Below are 16,462 nucleotides of genomic sequence, written 5' to 3'. Positions count from 1 at the left end.
GTAAAAAGTGAGCGTATTCACACTTTAACACAATTATTAAAAGCCTATACACTTTTTGAAAAAGATGTGGAGTATGTAATTATGGACGATAAAATTCTTATTGTCGATGAGCAAACAGGTCGTATCATGGACGGACGTCGTTATTCTGACGGTTTGCACCAAGCAATTGAAGCCAAAGAAAATGTAAAAATTGAAGCAGCAACTCAAACGTTTGCGACTATTACGCTTCAAAATTATTTCAGAATGTATTCTAAACTAGCTGGTATGACTGGTACAGCGGTAACAGAAGCTGGCGAGTTATGGGAAATTTATAAATTGGATGTGGTTGAAATTCCAACTAACAGACCAATGGCTCGTAAAGACAAAGAAGATTTAATTTATAAAACAACACGTGAAAAATTCAATGCTGTAATTGAAGATGTAACTCTATTGTCGCAAGCAGGAAGACCAGTATTGATAGGAACAACTTCTGTTGAAATCTCTGAATTATTGAGCCGAATGTTGAAAATGAGAGGTGTTGTTCACAACGTTTTGAATGCCAAAATGCACAAGCAAGAAGCTCAAATCGTTGAAGAAGCTGGTAAAGCGGGTGTTGTAACAATTGCAACCAATATGGCAGGTCGTGGTACAGACATCAAACTTTCTCCAGAAGTTAAAGCAGCTGGTGGATTAGCAATTGTGGGTACAGAACGTCACGATTCTCGTCGTGTTGACCGTCAGTTACGTGGTCGTGCTGGTCGTCAAGGTGATCCTGGAAGTTCACAGTTTTATGTGTCTTTAGAAGATAACTTGATGCGTCTTTTTGGCTCAGAAAGAGTGGCTAAAGTAATGGATAGAATGGGATTGAAAGAAGGTGAAGTTATCCAGCATTCAATGATGACCAAGTCTATCGAACGTGCTCAGAAAAAAGTAGAAGAAAACAATTTCGGTACTCGTAAAAGATTATTGGAATATGATGACGTAATGAACGCGCAACGTGAAGTGGTTTACAAACGTCGTCGTCACGCATTACACGGTGAAAGATTGAAATTAGATATCGTAAATATGTTATATGACACTTGCGAATTAATTGTAAGTGAAAACAAAAAAGATAATAATTTCAAAAATTACGAATTTGAATTGATTCGCTATTTCTCAATAACTTCTCCAATAACTGAAAGCGATTTTGCTAAACTAAATGAACTTGAAATAACTGGAAAAGTTTATAAAGCAGCCTTACAATATTATACTGAAAAAACAGAACGTTCAGCAAGAGAAGCATTGCCAATTATTAAAAATGTTTACGAAAATCCAAATAACCAATTCGAAAGAATTATTGTTCCTTTTTCTGATGGTGCTAAAACATTAAATGTTGTTACCGATTTGAAAAAAGCATATGATTCTCAAGGAAAACAATTAGTAGCCGATTTTGAAAAAAATATCACATTAGCAATAGTTGACGAAGCTTGGAAAAAACATTTACGAAAAATGGACGAGTTGAAACAATCTGTTCAATTAGCCGTTCATGAGCAAAAAGATCCATTGCTTATTTACAAATTTGAAGCCTTTAATTTGTTCAGTTCTATGTTGAATGGTGTGAACAAAGAAGTGATTTCGTTCTTGTTCAAAGGCGATTTACCACAACAAGTAACGTCAAATATTCAAGGAGCTGGAGAAGAAGTTCGCAAAAAAGAAGAATATACCACTTCTAAAGACGAAATTCCAAATAGTGATGAAGCATCGGCTCAAAATCGTGAAGCCGGACAAACACAACAACGCCAAGTTACAGAGACAATTGTTCGCGATGCACCAAAAATCAATAGAAATGACACTGTTACAATAAAACATGTTCTAAGCGGCAAAACAGAAACTATGAAGTACAAAAAAGCTGAAAGCATGTTGGCAAAAGGTGAGTGGGTTGTAGTTCATGAATAAATTTTAAAGCTTAAAATAGTAAAAACCATCTTTTCAGAATCGAGAAGATGGTTTTTTGTTTTTTAAATTGTTAACCCTTTTTAAATTTGATATTCCTAAAATCAAATGTTATTTATATTTTAAATTGTAGAACTAGTTTCCCAAATAAAGTATCTTTGCAAACCCTTTTGGGAAAATTAATGACAGATAGAAAACGTATATGAAGTTCGATTTACTACAAAACGATCCAAATTCCAAAGCTAGAGCAGGAAAAGTTACAACCGATCACGGCGTTATAGAAACCCCAATTTTTATGCCAGTTGGAACGGTAGCATCCGTAAAAGGTGTTCACCAACGAGAACTGAAAGAAGAAATTAATCCAGATATTATTTTAGGAAACACCTATCATTTATACTTGCGTCCGCAAACCGAAATTCTAGAAAAAGCGGGTGGTTTGCATAAATTTATGAATTGGGATAGAAATATCTTGACCGATTCGGGCGGTTATCAAGTGTATTCACTTTCGGCTAATAGAAAAATAAAAGAAGAAGGTGTAAAGTTCAAATCGCATATTGATGGTTCTTATCACTTTTTTACACCCGAAAATGTAATGGAAATTCAACGTACCATTGGAGCCGATATTATCATGGCATTTGATGAATGTACGCCTTATCCTTGCGATTTTCGCTATGCACAACGTTCTATGCATATGACGCATCGTTGGTTGGATAGATGTATCAATCATTTGGATAAAGTTCCTTTAAAATACGGTTATGAGCAAACTTTTTTCCCAATTGTACAAGGAAGCACTTATAAAGATTTAAGAATTCAATCGGCCGAATATATTGCAAATGCTGGTCAGCAAGGAAATGCAATTGGCGGATTATCAGTTGGTGAACCAGCCGAAGATATGTACGCCATGACCGAAGTGGTGTGCGATATACTACCAAAAGATAAACCACGTTATCTTATGGGTGTTGGAACTCCAATTAATATTTTAGAAAATATTGCTCTTGGTGTTGATATGTTCGATTGTGTTATGCCAACACGTAATGCTCGTAACGGAATGTTATTTACCGCAAACGGAACCATAAATATCAAAAATAAAAAGTGGGAAGCCGATTTTTCGCCAGTTGACGAAATGGGAATCACTTTTGTAGATACCGAATATACTAAGGCTTATTTAAGGCATCTTTTTGCTGCCAATGAATATTTAGGAAAACAAATTGCAACCATTCACAACCTTGGTTTTTATATGTGGTTGGTTCGTGAAGCAAGAAAACATATCTTAGCAGGCGATTTTAGAATATGGAAAGAAATGATGGTTAAAAATATGAGTCAAAGGTTATAATTTTGTTTCAAGTTTAAAGTTTCATCTTATTTTGAAACCCAAAACTTGGAACCTGAAACTTTAAACTTGGAACAAAAAAATGCTAACAATATTAGATAAATATATTCTTAAAAGATATTTAGCAACATTTTCAGTAATGATATTGTTGTTTATTCCTATTGGAATAACAATTGACATTTCTGAAAAAGTAAATAAAATGCTCGAAAACAAAGTGCCGTTTAGCGCAATTGCTTCGTACTATGTTGATTTTACTATTTATTTTGCCAATATTCTTTTTCCGATATTTTTATTTTTATCAATAATTTGGTTTACCTCAAAGTTGGCTAATAATACCGAAATTATTGCCATGTTGAGTTCGGGAATTTCTTTTACAAGATTTCTAAGACCTTACATCATTGGAGCTACTATAATATCAATTTTTGCATTGTTAATGGGGCTTTTCTTGGTGCCAAAAGCTAGTGCTGGTTTCAAAAATTTTAGGTATATGTATCTAATTGGTGGTGGTCAAAACGAAATGCGTGAAAACGCTGACGTGTACCGACAAATTAGTGATAATGAATACATATATGTTAGTAACTTTAACGCCGAATCTAAAATGGCGTTTAATTTTTCGCTCGAAAAGTTCAAAGGTGACCAATTAGAATATAAGATTTCGGCTGACAGAATAAAATGGAATCCAAAAGACAGCACTTATACTATGTACAATTACATAAAGCGAACGGTCGGACAATTAGAAGATAAACTAGAAAAAGTTGACGAAAAAAATGCAAAGTTTAGTTTTGACTTGGAAGATTTAACTCCATTAGTTTATGTTGCCGAAACTCTTAGTTTATTTGATTTAATAAAATTTATAGAGAAAGAAAGAGAACGTGGTTCAGCTAATATTAATGTGTACTTAGTAGTGCTCTATAAAAAATATAGTGTTCCTGTTTCTGCTTTTGTACTTACTATCATTGCAGTAGCAGTTTCTTCAATGAAGCGTCGTGGCGGAATGGGAATTAATCTAGCCATAGGAATTCTACTTGCATTTGCTTTCATATTTTTTGATAAAATTTTTGGGGTTTTAGCCGAAGAATCTGCTATTCCTCCTTTAATTGCAGTATGGATTCCCAATTTTGTTTTCGGAATTTTAGCCATTTACCTTTTACGTAATGCAAAGCGATAACCTAAAGAGTTATTTACATCTCCATTTGATAGTTTTTATTTGGGGGTTTACTGCCGTTTTAGGCAAACTCATTTCTTTGCAAGCCATTGATTTAGTTTGGTATAGAATGGCTTTTGCTCTCGGATTTATGTTGCTATATTTCTTTTTTTCAAGAGAATCATTAAAAATTTCAATTTACACTTTTTTTAGTTTTTTATTTTCAGGAATTGTAATTGCCGCTCACTGGTTTACTTTTTATGAAGCTATCAAAGTTTCTAATATTTCTATAACATTGGCTTGTTTGTCAACGGGTGCTTTTTTTGCATCTATTTTAGAACCAATAATTTACTGTCAAAAAATAAACTGGACTAATGTGTTTTTAGGGCTTTTTGTTGTCTTAGGTTTGTATTTTGTGGCTTTCGCCGAAATCATCGATAAATATGGTTTTGTAAATAGTTTCAAAAATATTTTTAGCGATTCTAATGTAAAAATAACAGGAGTATTGCTAGCCTTAACAAGCGCCTTATTATCAGCTCTTTTTTCTGTAATTAATGGAAAATTTGCAAAAGATTACAATCCAAATGTAATTTCGTTTTATGAATTGTTAGGTGGCTTATGCTTTTTTTCTATTTATATGTTTTTTACCGATAGCTTTTCTGAAAATTTCTTTTCCATTTCTAAATCTGATATACTTTGGTTATTTATTTTGGGATCTGTTTGTACCGCTTATGCATTTTCTGCCTCAATAAAAGTTATGAAATATTTATCACCTTATACCGTAATGCTAACTATAAATATGGAACCAATTTACGGAATCATATTAGCGTTACTAATCTTCACAGAATCAGAGCAAATGAATTCTTTATTTTATGTTGGAGCAATTATCATAATTACTTCTGTTGTTTTCAACGGAATTCTTAATCTTAAAAAAGTGAAAAACTAATACAGTAAAATAGTATTTGTAAAACATAAAATTTTATATTTGTAAATCAAAACAAGAGCGACTAAATCAAAACTATTATGGAATATTTAGACTTCGAATTACCAATAAAAGAGCTTGAAGATCAGTTAGATAAATGTCAAGTTATTGGACTTGAATCAAATGTAGATGTCACCAATACCTGCAAACAAATTGAGAAAAAACTAGAAGAAACCAAACGTAAAATATACAAAAACTTAACCGCTTGGCAAAGAGTTCAGCTATCTCGTCACCCTAATCGTCCTTATACTTTAGAACACATAACTACTTTAACAAAAGGTACTTTCTTAGAGCTTTTTGGAGATAGAGGTTTTAAAGATGACAAAGCGATGATTGGCGGATTGGGTAAAATTGACGGTCAATCATTCATGTTAATTGGTCAACAAAAAGGAATTAATACTAAAATGCGTCAATACCGTAACTTCGGAATGGCAAATCCTGAAGGTTATCGAAAAGCATTACGATTGATGAAAATGGCAGAAAAATTTGGAATTCCTGTAGTAACTTTCATCGATACACCTGGTGCTTATCCAGGATTGGAAGCGGAAGAAAGAGGGCAAGGGGAAGCAATTGCTAGAAATATTTTTGAAATGTGCCGTCTTAAAGTGCCAATTATCTGTGTTATCGTTGGTGAAGGAGCATCTGGTGGAGCATTAGGGATAGGTGTTGGCGATAGAGTTTTAATGATGGAAAACACTTGGTATTCGGTAATTTCACCTGAATCTTGCTCGTCTATTCTTTGGAAAAGTTGGGAATATAAAGAACAAGCGGCTGAAGCATTAAAACTAACTTCTGCCGATATGAAAAAACAAAAGTTGGTCGATGATATCATTCCAGAACCACTTGGCGGCGCTCATTACGATAAAGAAACAACTTTCAAAACAGTTGAACAATATATCATCAAAGCTTTTAATGAATTAAAAGACTTATCAACAACAGAATTAGTCGCGCAAAGAATGGATAAATACAGTAAAATGGGCGAATATAAAGAGTAAAGTCTTATAATTGAGATACTTAATCCGAAGCCTTATTGCTTCGGATTTTTTTTGCCTTGTTAACATGTTTTAAGTTTTTATTAACATGGTTTTCTCACAAGTCATTTTCGTTTTTTTCATTTTTTGAATTACTTTAGCAACATGGAAAGTTTTAAAAATATCAACCCAATTAAAGTAGATAAAACTACAATTATCAACCTAGAAAAAGGAAAGTTACCACCTCAAGCATTAGATCTTGAAGAGGCTGTCTTGGGCGCCATGATGATTGATAAAAAAGGGGTAGATGAGGTGATTGATATTTTGCAACCAGACGCATTTTACAAAGAAGCACACAAACATATTTTTGAAGCTATCGTTCAGTTATTTACCGATACGCAACCAATTGACTTATTAACTGTTTCAGCTCAACTCAAAAAAAATGCAAAACTTGATTTGGCAGGTGGCGATTTTTATTTAATTCAGCTTACGCAAAAAATATCGTCTTCGGCACACATCGAATTTCACTCTCGAATTATTCTTCAAAAATATATTCAACGTAGTTTAATAAAAATTTCTTCTGAAATTATTGAAGAATCGTATGATGAAACTACTGATGTATTCGATTTATTAGATAAAGCCGAATCCAAATTATATGAAGTTACACAAGGAAATATCAAACGAAGTTCAGAAACGGCACAAAGTTTAGTAATTCAAGCTAAAAAACGTATTGAAGAAATTGCAAGCAAAGAAGGGTTAAGTGGTGTGGCAACCGGTTTTGAAAAATTAGATAAAGTAACTTCTGGCTGGCAACCCTCCGATTTAATTATTATTGCTGCTAGGCCAGGGATGGGGAAAACTGCGTTTGTGCTTTCTATGGCAAGAAATATTGCTATCGATTTTGGTCATCCTGTTGCTTTGTTCTCACTTGAGATGTCTTCGGTTCAGTTGATTACTCGTTTAATTTCCTCTGAAACTGGGTTGTCTTCCGAAAAATTAAGAACTGGAAAACTAGAAAAACATGAATGGGAACAACTTTCTATTAAAGTTAAAAATTTAGAAAAAGCACCTTTATATATTGATGATACGCCTTCACTTTCTATTTTTGATTTAAGAGCAAAAGCAAGACGTTTGGCTTCTCAATACGGAATCAAATTGATAGTAGTCGATTACCTTCAATTAATGACAGCAGGTGGAAGTAACGGAAAAGGAGGCGGAAATCGTGAACAAGAAATTTCAACTATTTCCCGAAATTTAAAAGCTTTAGCAAAAGAGTTAAGTGTGCCAGTAATTGCATTATCGCAGTTGTCGCGTGCGGTTGAAACTCGTGGCTCGAGCAAGCGTCCATTGCTTTCTGATTTACGTGAATCGGGTGCGATTGAGCAAGATGCCGATATCGTTTCGTTTATTTACCGTCCAGAATATTATAAAATTGATGAGTGGGACGACGAAGAACAATCGCCAACGCAAGGTCAAGCCGAATTTATCATCGCAAAACACCGTAACGGTTCACTAGAAAATATCCGATTGAAATTTATTGGAAACCTAGGTAAATTCGACAATCTTGATGAGTATAATTACGCAAATGATTACCTACCATCTACAATGAATTTAGGACAAGATGACAATCCTTTTATCACCAAAAATCTTCCTTCCGCAAATGAAGCTTTTGGTAGCAATTTGAATAGTAACGATGAAGATAGTGATGTTCCGTTTTAATATTCAATTGTTGATTTTTTGTTAAAGTGTAATTTTGGTTTAATTTTTGTTTAAATTTGATAAAAATTTGAATTATGACAATAGTTATAAAAAAAAATGCAACCAAATTAGAAGTTGAAAAATTACTTGCAGAATTTTCTTTGCCAAAAAAGAAACTAAGCTTTCGTAAATTTTTAGGAAAACCTATTGCTGATTTAGAAAATTTAGATCCTGTTTCATATCAAAAAAAGTTAAGAAATGAAAGGGATTGATTTTTTAGTTGACACAAATTTTTTGATTAATATCTCTTTGAATAATGAATTGGTGTTTCCTTTTCTTGATTATTCATATGCTATATCTTATGTCACAGAGATAGAATTGTTAGGAGCGTTTAGTATTAGTAAGATAAATAAAAAAAATGCTCAAAACTTGATAGACAATTGTTTTATTATTGAGATGAATCCTGAAATCAAGAAAGAAACTATTCTTCTAAAACAAAAATATAAATTAAAACTTCCAGATGCAATCATTGCTGCAACAGCAATTGTTTATAAATTACCATTTTTAACTTCTGATGCAGATTTTAAGAACATAAAAGAATTGAATTTAATTTTTTTAGAAAAATAATCCATTTCAATGCAATTTCAAAAATCAATACTAGCAATCCTTTTACTAATTTCCTTTTCTGTAAAGGCAAATTTTATTTTGTTGCCAATGGATGATGTTTCTCAAAAAAACCATCTAAAAGCATACGGAATTACGTATTGGTGTTTGGATAAACAATACAAAGCCAGTTGGTTGTTGAACTATCGTGGCGGTTCTTTCTTATTGCCAGATGCACCCGAAATTAGAAAAGAATGCCAAATTAGAGGCGTAAGTTTTGAAATACTTTCTGATAGTGAAGCCAATGTAATTCTTGAAGATATTTCGTCGCCATCGCAAAATATGGAAACGGTTGTGTTGGAAAAAGCACCAAAAGTTGCTGTCTATACTCCAAAAGGAAAACAGCCTTGGGATGACGCCGTTACAATGGTTTTGACCTATGCCGAAATTCCATTTACGCCTATATATGACGAAGAAGTCTTGTCAGATCAATTGCTTTTATACGATTGGCTACATTTGCATCATGAAGATTTTACTGGTCAATACGGAAAGTTTTTTGGTGCCTATAAAAACGCACCTTGGTATATTGAACAGAAAAGAGATGCAGAAGCTTTAGCAGTAAAACTCGGTTATTCTAAAGTTTCGGAAGCAAAATTGGCTGTTGCCAAAAAAATTCGTGATTTTGTAATTGGTGGTGGTTTTATGTTTGCCATGTGCTCGGCAACCGATAGTTTTGATATAGCACTTTCTGCCGAAGGTGTTGATATTTGCGAGCCTATGTTTGACGGCGATCCAAGTGAAGCCAGTTACCAATCTAAAATTGATTATTCAAGAACGTTTGCTTTCAAAGATTTTATTTTGGACAGAAAACCTGAACATTATGAGTTTTCAGATATTGATATGACCGAAAAAAGAAAACTTCTTATGGAGAAAGATTATTTCACTTTGATGGATTTTTCAGCCAAATGGGATGTGATTCCGAGTATGTTGTGTCAAAACCATACTTCTTTGGTAAAAGGATTTATGGGGCAAACCACTGCTTTTGAAAGTGAATTAATCAAATCGAATGTATTGGTTTTGGGTGAAAACGAGTTGAATGGTGAAGCTCGCTATATTCATGGTCAAAAAGGAAAAGGGTTCTTTACTTTTTTTGGTGGTCATGATCCTGAGGATTACCAGCATAGAGTAGGTGATGAGCCAACGGTTTTAGACTTGCATCCAAATTCGCCAGGATTTCGATTGATTTTGAATAATGTTTTATTTCCTGCTGCTAAAAAGAAAAAGCAAAAAACGTAGAATAGTTTAGATAATTTCTAACAGTTATTCAGATGTTTGTTCGTCAGACTCTGAAAAAAAACCTCATAATTACGCAAAAGAATATAGAAAAATAGTTGTAATAAAAATAGAAATTTTGTATTTTAACTCCTGTCACCATATACAAGGAATTAAGCGAAAATACTATTACTCGGCTGCTCAAAGTTTTCCGACTTTTAGCTCCTATAATTATAGGAATCAATAAAAATACATAAAAATTTAGCCTCGCTTAACTTGAGTTTACAGAAGTTTTATCAAGTTAAAAATCGATGAAAATCTAGTTCATTTTTCAACCTAGCCTGTATTTTCGGTAGTAATTATTTGTATTTTAGCTCGTTATGCTTTTGTTTTTTTTATCTATTTGTAAGTGTAAATTCTAAAAATATCATTGTTTTAAAAAAAAAACAAAAAAAATGCTTTTTTTTATTTTAAATATAGTTTTAAATTTTTATTTTCGCGCCAAATTAATATAAATTTAAAAATTTTAAAAATGAAAAAAATTGTTTTAACTTTAGCTACTGTTATGGCTTTTGGTTTTGCTAATGCTCAAGATGTAAAATTTGGAGCTAAATTAGGTTTGAACTTTTCTGCAATCAATGGGTTGCAAGATTCAGATACTAAATCAGGTTTAGCATTAGGTGGTTTTGCTGAAATCAAATTAAACGAAAAATTTGCTATTCAACCTGAATTAATGTACAGTATGTTAGGTGCTGGAGGAAAAGGAAGTAACGATACAGTTGAATTAGGATATGTAGTTATACCAGTTATGGCTAAGTATTATGTAGTTAACAAATTTTCTCTTGAAGCTGGTCCACAAATTGGATTTTTAGCATCTGCAAAATACGCTGCTTTGGAATCAAATAAAACAATTGATACTAAGGATTTTTTCAATTCAACTGATTTTGGTTTGAATTTTGGTGCAAACTACGATTTTACAAACAACTTTTCTGCTGGTCTTCGTTACACGGCTGGTCTTTCTGATGTATTCACAAACCAATACAAAGATTTGACAAAACTTGTCTCTGGTAAAGAAGAAAAAGGAACAAACAGCAACATCGCTCTTACAGTTGCATACAAATTCTAATTTAGAATAAAATAAAGTTAAAGGAGCCGCCTCATAATTTGAGGCGGTTTTTTTTATGATAAATTTTTAAGTAAAATTAATGATTTGTGTGTTAATATAAATGCCAATTTTGCTTACTTAAACCAATTGAATTTTTAGAATTGTTTTTTAGAAATATTGATATAATTGTATCATTTGTAATTTTAGCAATAATTTGAATTCTACATTTAGAATCTTCTTTTTGATTAAATTCTGTTTTTAATTCTTCGCTTGCAATAAATTCAAAATCACTTTTGTTTTTATTATAATTCATAAGTTTGATTTGCCCGAAAAAAGAAAACTTCCTATGGAGAAAGATTATTTCACTTTGATGGATTTTTCAGCCAAATGGGACGTGATACCGAGTATGTTGTGTCAAAACCATACTTCTTTGGTAAAAGGATTTATGGGGCAAACCACTGCTTTTGAAAGTGAATTAATCAAATCGAATGTGTTAGTTTTAGGTGAAAATGAATTGAATGTTGAAGCTCGCTATATTCATGGTCAAAAAGGAAAAGGGCTCTTTACTTTTTTTGGTGGTCATGATCCTGAGGATTACCAGCATAGAGTAGGTGATGAGCCAACGGTTTTAGACTTGTATCCAAATTCGCCAGGATTTCGATTGATTTTGAATAATGTTTTATTTCCTGCTGCTAAAAAGAAAAAGCAAAAAACGTAGAATAGTTTAGATAATTTCTAACAGTTATTCAGAGATTTGAAAGTTTCGCTGCTTCATGAAGTTGAGTATTTCATTCACTGACAATTACAAATATAACTAAAACTTAGATTCAGCAATTACCATTTCTGATAAATCCCATACCTAGCAATTTCTTGTAACTGCTGTTAGCGAAAGTTCATGTTATTTCAAACATCATTTTAAAATCTATTTCAAAGTTTCTCTTTCTACGTTCAATTCGGTAGATATTATGTATAAACATTAACATAATTATTGAGCCAAAAATTCCCAAAGGAAAAATCAAATCGTGATTCGAAATAATTCCCGAAATCACAAACAAAGCAAAAATTATCGGAATAATTCTTATCCATAAATAACCAAACCAAATTGGCTTTATAATATATTTAACTCTAGTTTTTGAATCTATTTCTGAACTTATTTTACCTTTTAATATATAAGGAATTGGACTGAAAGTACTATGTTTAGTAATTTCAAATGTGTTTCCATTAATCCTTCCAAAAAATTTGTGATCTGAAGAATAAAGCAATGACAAAACGACCAAAGGTGTTCCGTTAATATTTGGATTTCCAATTAGTGTATTTTTAGACAATCTTTTTCTAAATTCGGTTATGTCAATTTTTGATTGCATAAGGCTGTTGCTTTTGCTATTTTTTTGGTGAATTACCGCTAACTCATTTATACCAGCCATATATCATTCGGTTTTTTAGTATTTACAAGTCAGTCAATTACAAATATAACTAAAAATGTTTATTGCGTTTATATTAAAAACCCCAAATTCCACTAAAATTGTATTGGAATTTGGGATTTTTTAGCCCTGATTACCTCACTGAGGCTTTTATTTTTTTATTGGTGTTCGGTGAACACTTCGTGTTTGGAGCGGCATCCTTTTCTTTTTTTCTTTAAAAAAGAAAAGACCTGTCTGCCGAAAGGCAGGTAGAGCGGATAGCAGGATTAGCTTCTACTAAAAACTATTTGTTATTGTCAATTATATAGTTCAAAACTTTGGTCATCAAGTGTACTCTGTCTTTTCCAGTTACATTGTGTTTGTGCATTGGATAAGGAAAATAATCTACTTGTTTGCCAGCTTCCACGAATTTTTTTACCAATGCTAAATTGTGTTGTTCCAGCACTACGTCATCATTAGTACCATGAATTAGTAGCAATTTTCCTTTCAAATCTTTTACATAATTTAGAACGCTTGCTTCGTCAAAACCTTTTTGGTTTTCGGCTGGCGTATCCATGTATCTTTCGCCGTACATTACTTCGTACCATTTCCAGTCAACTACTGGTCCGCCAGCAACACCCACTTTGAAAGCGTCTGGTTTTCTAAGCATTAACGAACTTGTCATAAATCCGCCATAACTCCAACCGTGAACCGCCAAACGATTTCCATCAACATAAGGCAATGATTTTAAATAGTCTACACCTTTTATTTGGTCTTCAATTTCGTTAGCGCCACAACGACCGTGAATAACACTTTCAAAAGCAAATCCGCGATTGTCAGAACCGCGATTGTCAACAGTAAATACTAAATAACCTTGTTCTGCCATCCAATACATCCACAAATTCGCTCCATCCAAATAGGAATTGGTAATCATCTGCGCATGTGGTCCGCCATAAACATACACCATTACTGGGTATTTTTTGTTAGGATCAAAATTGCTTGGTTTGATTAATCGTGTGTATAAATCGGTTGTTCCGTCGGCTGCTTTAATCGTTTTGATTTCGGCTGTTCCCATTTCGTAACCGTCGTATTTGTTTTTGCTTTCTAACAATGTGGTAGCTTTCAAACTTTTGTTGTACAACAATGATTTTGAAGGCGTTGAATGATTTGAAAATTCATCAAAAATCCAATTATAATCAGAAGAAATTGCCACATTATGAACGCCTTCGTCTTTGGTAATCAAGGTTTGTTTTCCTTTTAAATCAACTTTGTAAACCAACATATTGGTCGGATTTGGACCTGTTGCTTTAAAATAAATTTCGGTTCCAGCTGTATTTGCACTAATTATTTCTCTTGCTGGAAATTTGTTAGATGTCAATTTTTTAATCAATTTTCCATCGATAGAGTAGTAGTACAAATTTTGAAAACCGTCTTTTTCGCTAAACCAAACAAAATTGTTAGATTTTTCATTTGGAAAAAAGGCATCGTGTTCTGGTTCAACCCATTTGTCGCTAGTTTCGTTTAAAATAGTTCTAACAAACGCTCCCGAATTGGCATCGTAAACATTTAAGTACATGTCATTTTGACCACGATTTAATTCGGCAATCAAAACATATTTTTCGTCTGGTGTCCAAGAAAGATTGGTTAAATAATCATCAGCATTGTTTTTTGGTTTAATGAAAACCGTTTTCCCAGTCGAAAGATTGTAAATTCCAACTCTAGGTTTTTCCGATTTTTGACCAATCATAGGATATTTTATCGAAACTGATTTTCCTGGCGTTTCATTAATGTCTAATAACGGATAATTGGTAACTTCAGTTTCATCTTTTTGGTAAAAAGCTAAATAAGAAGACCTTGGTGACCAAAAGATGCCTCCATTTATTCCAAATTCATTTCTAGAAATAGTTTGTCCCGAAACAATTCCTTTGTTACTTTCATTAGTTACAGTAACTTTTTCTTTGTTTTTATTGAAGAAAAATAAATTGTTTCCTTCTGTAAAAGCTAGCTTTTGTTTTGTTTTATCAAAAGTTTGATTTTCGGCAGTTTCTGGAGTTTCTTGAATACTTTTTCCTGATTTTGAAGTCAAAGAATAAGTAAAATATTTTCCATTTTCTGAAACTAAAATGGTAGAAGCATCTATCCATTCAATACCAAAGAAGTTTCTCAATTTAGTTCCTAACGATAAATTAATATCGGCTAAAGTTGCTAATTCAGAAGCTTTAGAATCGGTTGTGGTTGCCGACATCATTTTGGTCCAAACATCTGTGTAATAAACATATTTGTTAGTGTTCGGAATCCATTGAAAACCAGTTAATTTGTCAGCACCAAATTTTCTACCTTGTTGTAAAACGCCTTCTTCAAGAGTTATTTTTTTTAACTGCGCTTGAGTAGTAATCGCAATAAATAAACTAAAGAATAGTATGATTTTTTTGTTCATAATGTATGTTGTTTGTTGGTGTAAAGATAAGAATTACAAATTCATTTTCTATAATGAAATAATAAGATAACTTTGCTTTTAATTTGTTGTATCGAATGTAATCAAAAAGTCAATTTGTTATAGTGATTATATCAAAAAAAGGTGCAATTTTGTGTAAATCTTATTTCAATGTTAAAAACTATTTTTTTAATAGCAATTGGTGGAGGATTAGGTAGTGTTTTGCGCTATTTGACTACACTTTTTGTTCAAAAACATTATTCCAATATATTTCCTTTAGCCACATTTATAACCAATATTTTGGGCTGTCTTTTGATTGGATTAATACTAGGTTTTTTAGAAAAAAATCAGTTGGCAAATTCAAATTTGAAATGGCTTTTGGTCACTGGTTTTTGTGGTGGTTATACAACGTTTTCAACTTTTGGATACGAAAATAGTATGCTTTTTGGGAATCAAAATTCGACAACAGCATTCATTTATATTGCACTAAGTGTTATTGTCGGATTATTTGCTGTTTGGTTGGGTTTGTTTTTAACCAAATTAGAGTATTAAGACGATGTTAATTTCTTTTCTTTTTGCGAAAAAAATGTAACTTCGCAGTCTATGAACGAAAAAGACATTCAAGCAATTCAATTATTGCTCGCTACACCTAAGAATATTTCAATAATTCCTCACCGAAGCCCTGATGGTGACGCCATGGGTTCGACATTGGGATTGTATCATTTTTTACTCAAATTAAATCATAAGCCAACGGTTATTGCGCCAAATGATTTTCCTGAATTTTTGGCTTGGATGCCAGCTTCAGAATCGGTTTTGGTTTATGAAAACGACAGAGAAGGAACAACAAAAGTTCTAAAAGAAGCAGAATTGGTTTTTGTTTTAGATTTTAATGCACTTCATCGCACTGGAGAAATGGAAAATGTTCTAAACAAACTTCAAGTTCCATTTGTAATGATTGATCATCATCAAGAACCTGATGGATTTGCAACTTACACTTATTCTGATATTAAATTTGGTTCGACTTGTGAGATGATTTATAATTTCATTTCATTTCTTGGTAAAAAAGAACTTATCGATAAAACAATTGCAACTTGCATTTATACAGGTATTTTAACCGATTCAGGTTCGTTTAGATTTCCAAAAACCACAGGAACAACCCACAGAATTATTGCTGAATTAATCGATTTGGGTGTTGAAAATTCCGAAATCCCGACATTACTTTTTGACAATAATTCGTATGAAAGATTGCAATTATTAGGTCAAGCTTTGCAGAATATGAAAGTTTTGCCACAATATAAAACCGCATATATTACGCTTTCGCAAAAAGAACTCGACCACTACAACTATGTAAAAGGCGATACAGAAGGAATTGTGAATTATGGACTTACAATAAAAGGTATTACATTTGCTGTAATATTTATTGAGCACTCTGATGAAAAAATTATTAAAATTTCTTTCCGTTCACAAGGAAGTTTTGATGTAAATCAGTTTGCTAGACAGTATTTTAACGGTGGTGGACATATCAATGCTGCTGGAGGAAAATCGCAATTGAGTTTACAAGAAACAGTTGCTAAATTTGAACAAATATTGACACAAACCACTATTCAATAAT

Annotated in this window: 14 protein-coding genes and 2 pseudogenes; 13 read left to right on the top strand and 3 right to left on the bottom strand. The window is 32.5% G+C overall.

What is annotated here, in order from left to right; translation table 11 throughout:
• The 10 genes and pseudogenes from secA to ACIQ66_RS06180 form a co-directional block, all read left to right on the top strand.
• Positions 1-1,914: pseudogene (secA, locus tag ACIQ66_RS06225) on the top strand (preprotein translocase subunit SecA); the annotation flags it as partial.
• Between the two features lie 199 nt (positions 1,915-2,113).
• The gene (gene tgt / locus ACIQ66_RS06220; protein WP_396211928.1) at positions 2,114-3,244 is read left to right on the top strand and encodes a tRNA guanosine(34) transglycosylase Tgt; all 1,131 of its coding nucleotides are present in this window, start codon (positions 2,114-2,116) and stop codon (positions 3,242-3,244) included.
• Between the two features lie 79 nt (positions 3,245-3,323).
• Positions 3,324-4,409: an LptF/LptG family permease gene (locus ACIQ66_RS06215; protein WP_396211927.1), complete on the top strand. Its 1,086-nt coding sequence runs from the start codon at positions 3,324-3,326 to the stop codon at positions 4,407-4,409.
• A 25-nt stretch (positions 4,410-4,434) separates the two neighbouring features.
• Positions 4,435-5,331, top strand: a complete 897-nt coding sequence (locus tag ACIQ66_RS06210; protein ID WP_396211926.1) for a DMT family transporter — start codon at positions 4,435-4,437, stop codon at positions 5,329-5,331.
• 77 nt (positions 5,332-5,408) lie between these two features.
• Entirely contained in the window at positions 5,409-6,362 is a 954-nt protein-coding gene (locus tag ACIQ66_RS06205; RefSeq protein WP_396211925.1) for an acetyl-CoA carboxylase carboxyltransferase subunit alpha, read from the top strand.
• 141 nt (positions 6,363-6,503) lie between these two features.
• Positions 6,504-8,057 carry a replicative DNA helicase gene (gene dnaB, locus ACIQ66_RS06200; RefSeq protein ID WP_396211924.1) on the top strand — a complete coding sequence of 518 codons (1,554 nt, stop codon included), beginning with the start codon at positions 6,504-6,506 and terminating at the stop codon, positions 8,055-8,057.
• Between the two features lie 74 nt (positions 8,058-8,131).
• Entirely contained in the window at positions 8,132-8,308 is a 177-nt protein-coding gene (locus ACIQ66_RS06195; RefSeq protein WP_396211923.1) for a hypothetical protein, read from the top strand.
• Positions 8,295-8,663, top strand: a complete 369-nt coding sequence (locus tag ACIQ66_RS06190; protein ID WP_396211922.1) for a PIN domain-containing protein — start codon at positions 8,295-8,297, stop codon at positions 8,661-8,663. Before ACIQ66_RS06195 ends, ACIQ66_RS06190 begins: the two co-directional genes overlap by 14 nt.
• A 9-nt stretch (positions 8,664-8,672) precedes the next feature.
• Complete coding sequence (locus tag ACIQ66_RS06185) at positions 8,673-9,935, top strand: asparagine synthetase B (protein ID WP_396211921.1); 1,263 nt, start codon at positions 8,673-8,675, stop codon at positions 9,933-9,935.
• 508 nt (positions 9,936-10,443) lie between these two features.
• Positions 10,444-11,037 carry a porin family protein gene (locus ACIQ66_RS06180; protein ID WP_396211920.1) on the top strand — a complete coding sequence of 198 codons (594 nt, stop codon included), beginning with the start codon at positions 10,444-10,446 and terminating at the stop codon, positions 11,035-11,037.
• A 91-nt stretch (positions 11,038-11,128) separates the two neighbouring features.
• Here ACIQ66_RS06180 and ACIQ66_RS06175 read toward each other — a convergent pair whose 3' ends face one another.
• Positions 11,129-11,329 (bottom strand): hypothetical protein, encoded by a 201-nt coding sequence (locus tag ACIQ66_RS06175; RefSeq protein WP_396211919.1) that lies wholly within the window; start codon positions 11,327-11,329, stop codon positions 11,129-11,131.
• Between the two features lie 18 nt (positions 11,330-11,347).
• Here ACIQ66_RS06175 and ACIQ66_RS06170 point away from each other — a divergent pair.
• Positions 11,348-11,734 (top strand): annotated as a pseudogene (locus tag ACIQ66_RS06170) (asparagine synthetase B); the annotation flags it as partial.
• A gap of 175 nt (positions 11,735-11,909) precedes the next feature.
• On the opposite strand, the gene ACIQ66_RS06165 reads toward ACIQ66_RS06170, so the two are convergent.
• Together ACIQ66_RS06165 and ACIQ66_RS06160 are read right to left on the bottom strand one after the other, a co-directional pair.
• Positions 11,910-12,380: a hypothetical protein gene (locus ACIQ66_RS06165; protein ID WP_396211918.1), complete on the bottom strand. Its 471-nt coding sequence runs from the start codon at positions 12,378-12,380 to the stop codon at positions 11,910-11,912.
• A 340-nt stretch (positions 12,381-12,720) separates the two neighbouring features.
• The gene (locus tag ACIQ66_RS06160; protein ID WP_396211917.1) at positions 12,721-14,853 is read right to left on the bottom strand and encodes a DPP IV N-terminal domain-containing protein; all 2,133 of its coding nucleotides are present in this window, start codon (positions 14,851-14,853) and stop codon (positions 12,721-12,723) included.
• 168 nt (positions 14,854-15,021) lie between these two features.
• Between ACIQ66_RS06160 and crcB the strand changes: the two genes are divergently transcribed.
• Positions 15,022-15,402 carry a fluoride efflux transporter CrcB gene (crcB, locus tag ACIQ66_RS06155; RefSeq protein ID WP_396211916.1) on the top strand — a complete coding sequence of 127 codons (381 nt, stop codon included), beginning with the start codon at positions 15,022-15,024 and terminating at the stop codon, positions 15,400-15,402.
• Between the two features lie 51 nt (positions 15,403-15,453).
• Entirely contained in the window at positions 15,454-16,461 is a 1,008-nt protein-coding gene (locus tag ACIQ66_RS06150) for a bifunctional oligoribonuclease/PAP phosphatase NrnA (protein WP_396211915.1), read from the top strand.
• The last annotated feature ends 1 nt before the right edge of the window (position 16,462 follow it).

Source organism: Flavobacterium sp. (assembly GCF_044377315.1).
Classification (GTDB): domain Bacteria; phylum Bacteroidota; class Bacteroidia; order Flavobacteriales; family Flavobacteriaceae; genus Flavobacterium.
Note: the sequence above shows the minus strand (reverse complement) of the source record. Positions and strands in the feature narration are given on the sequence as shown.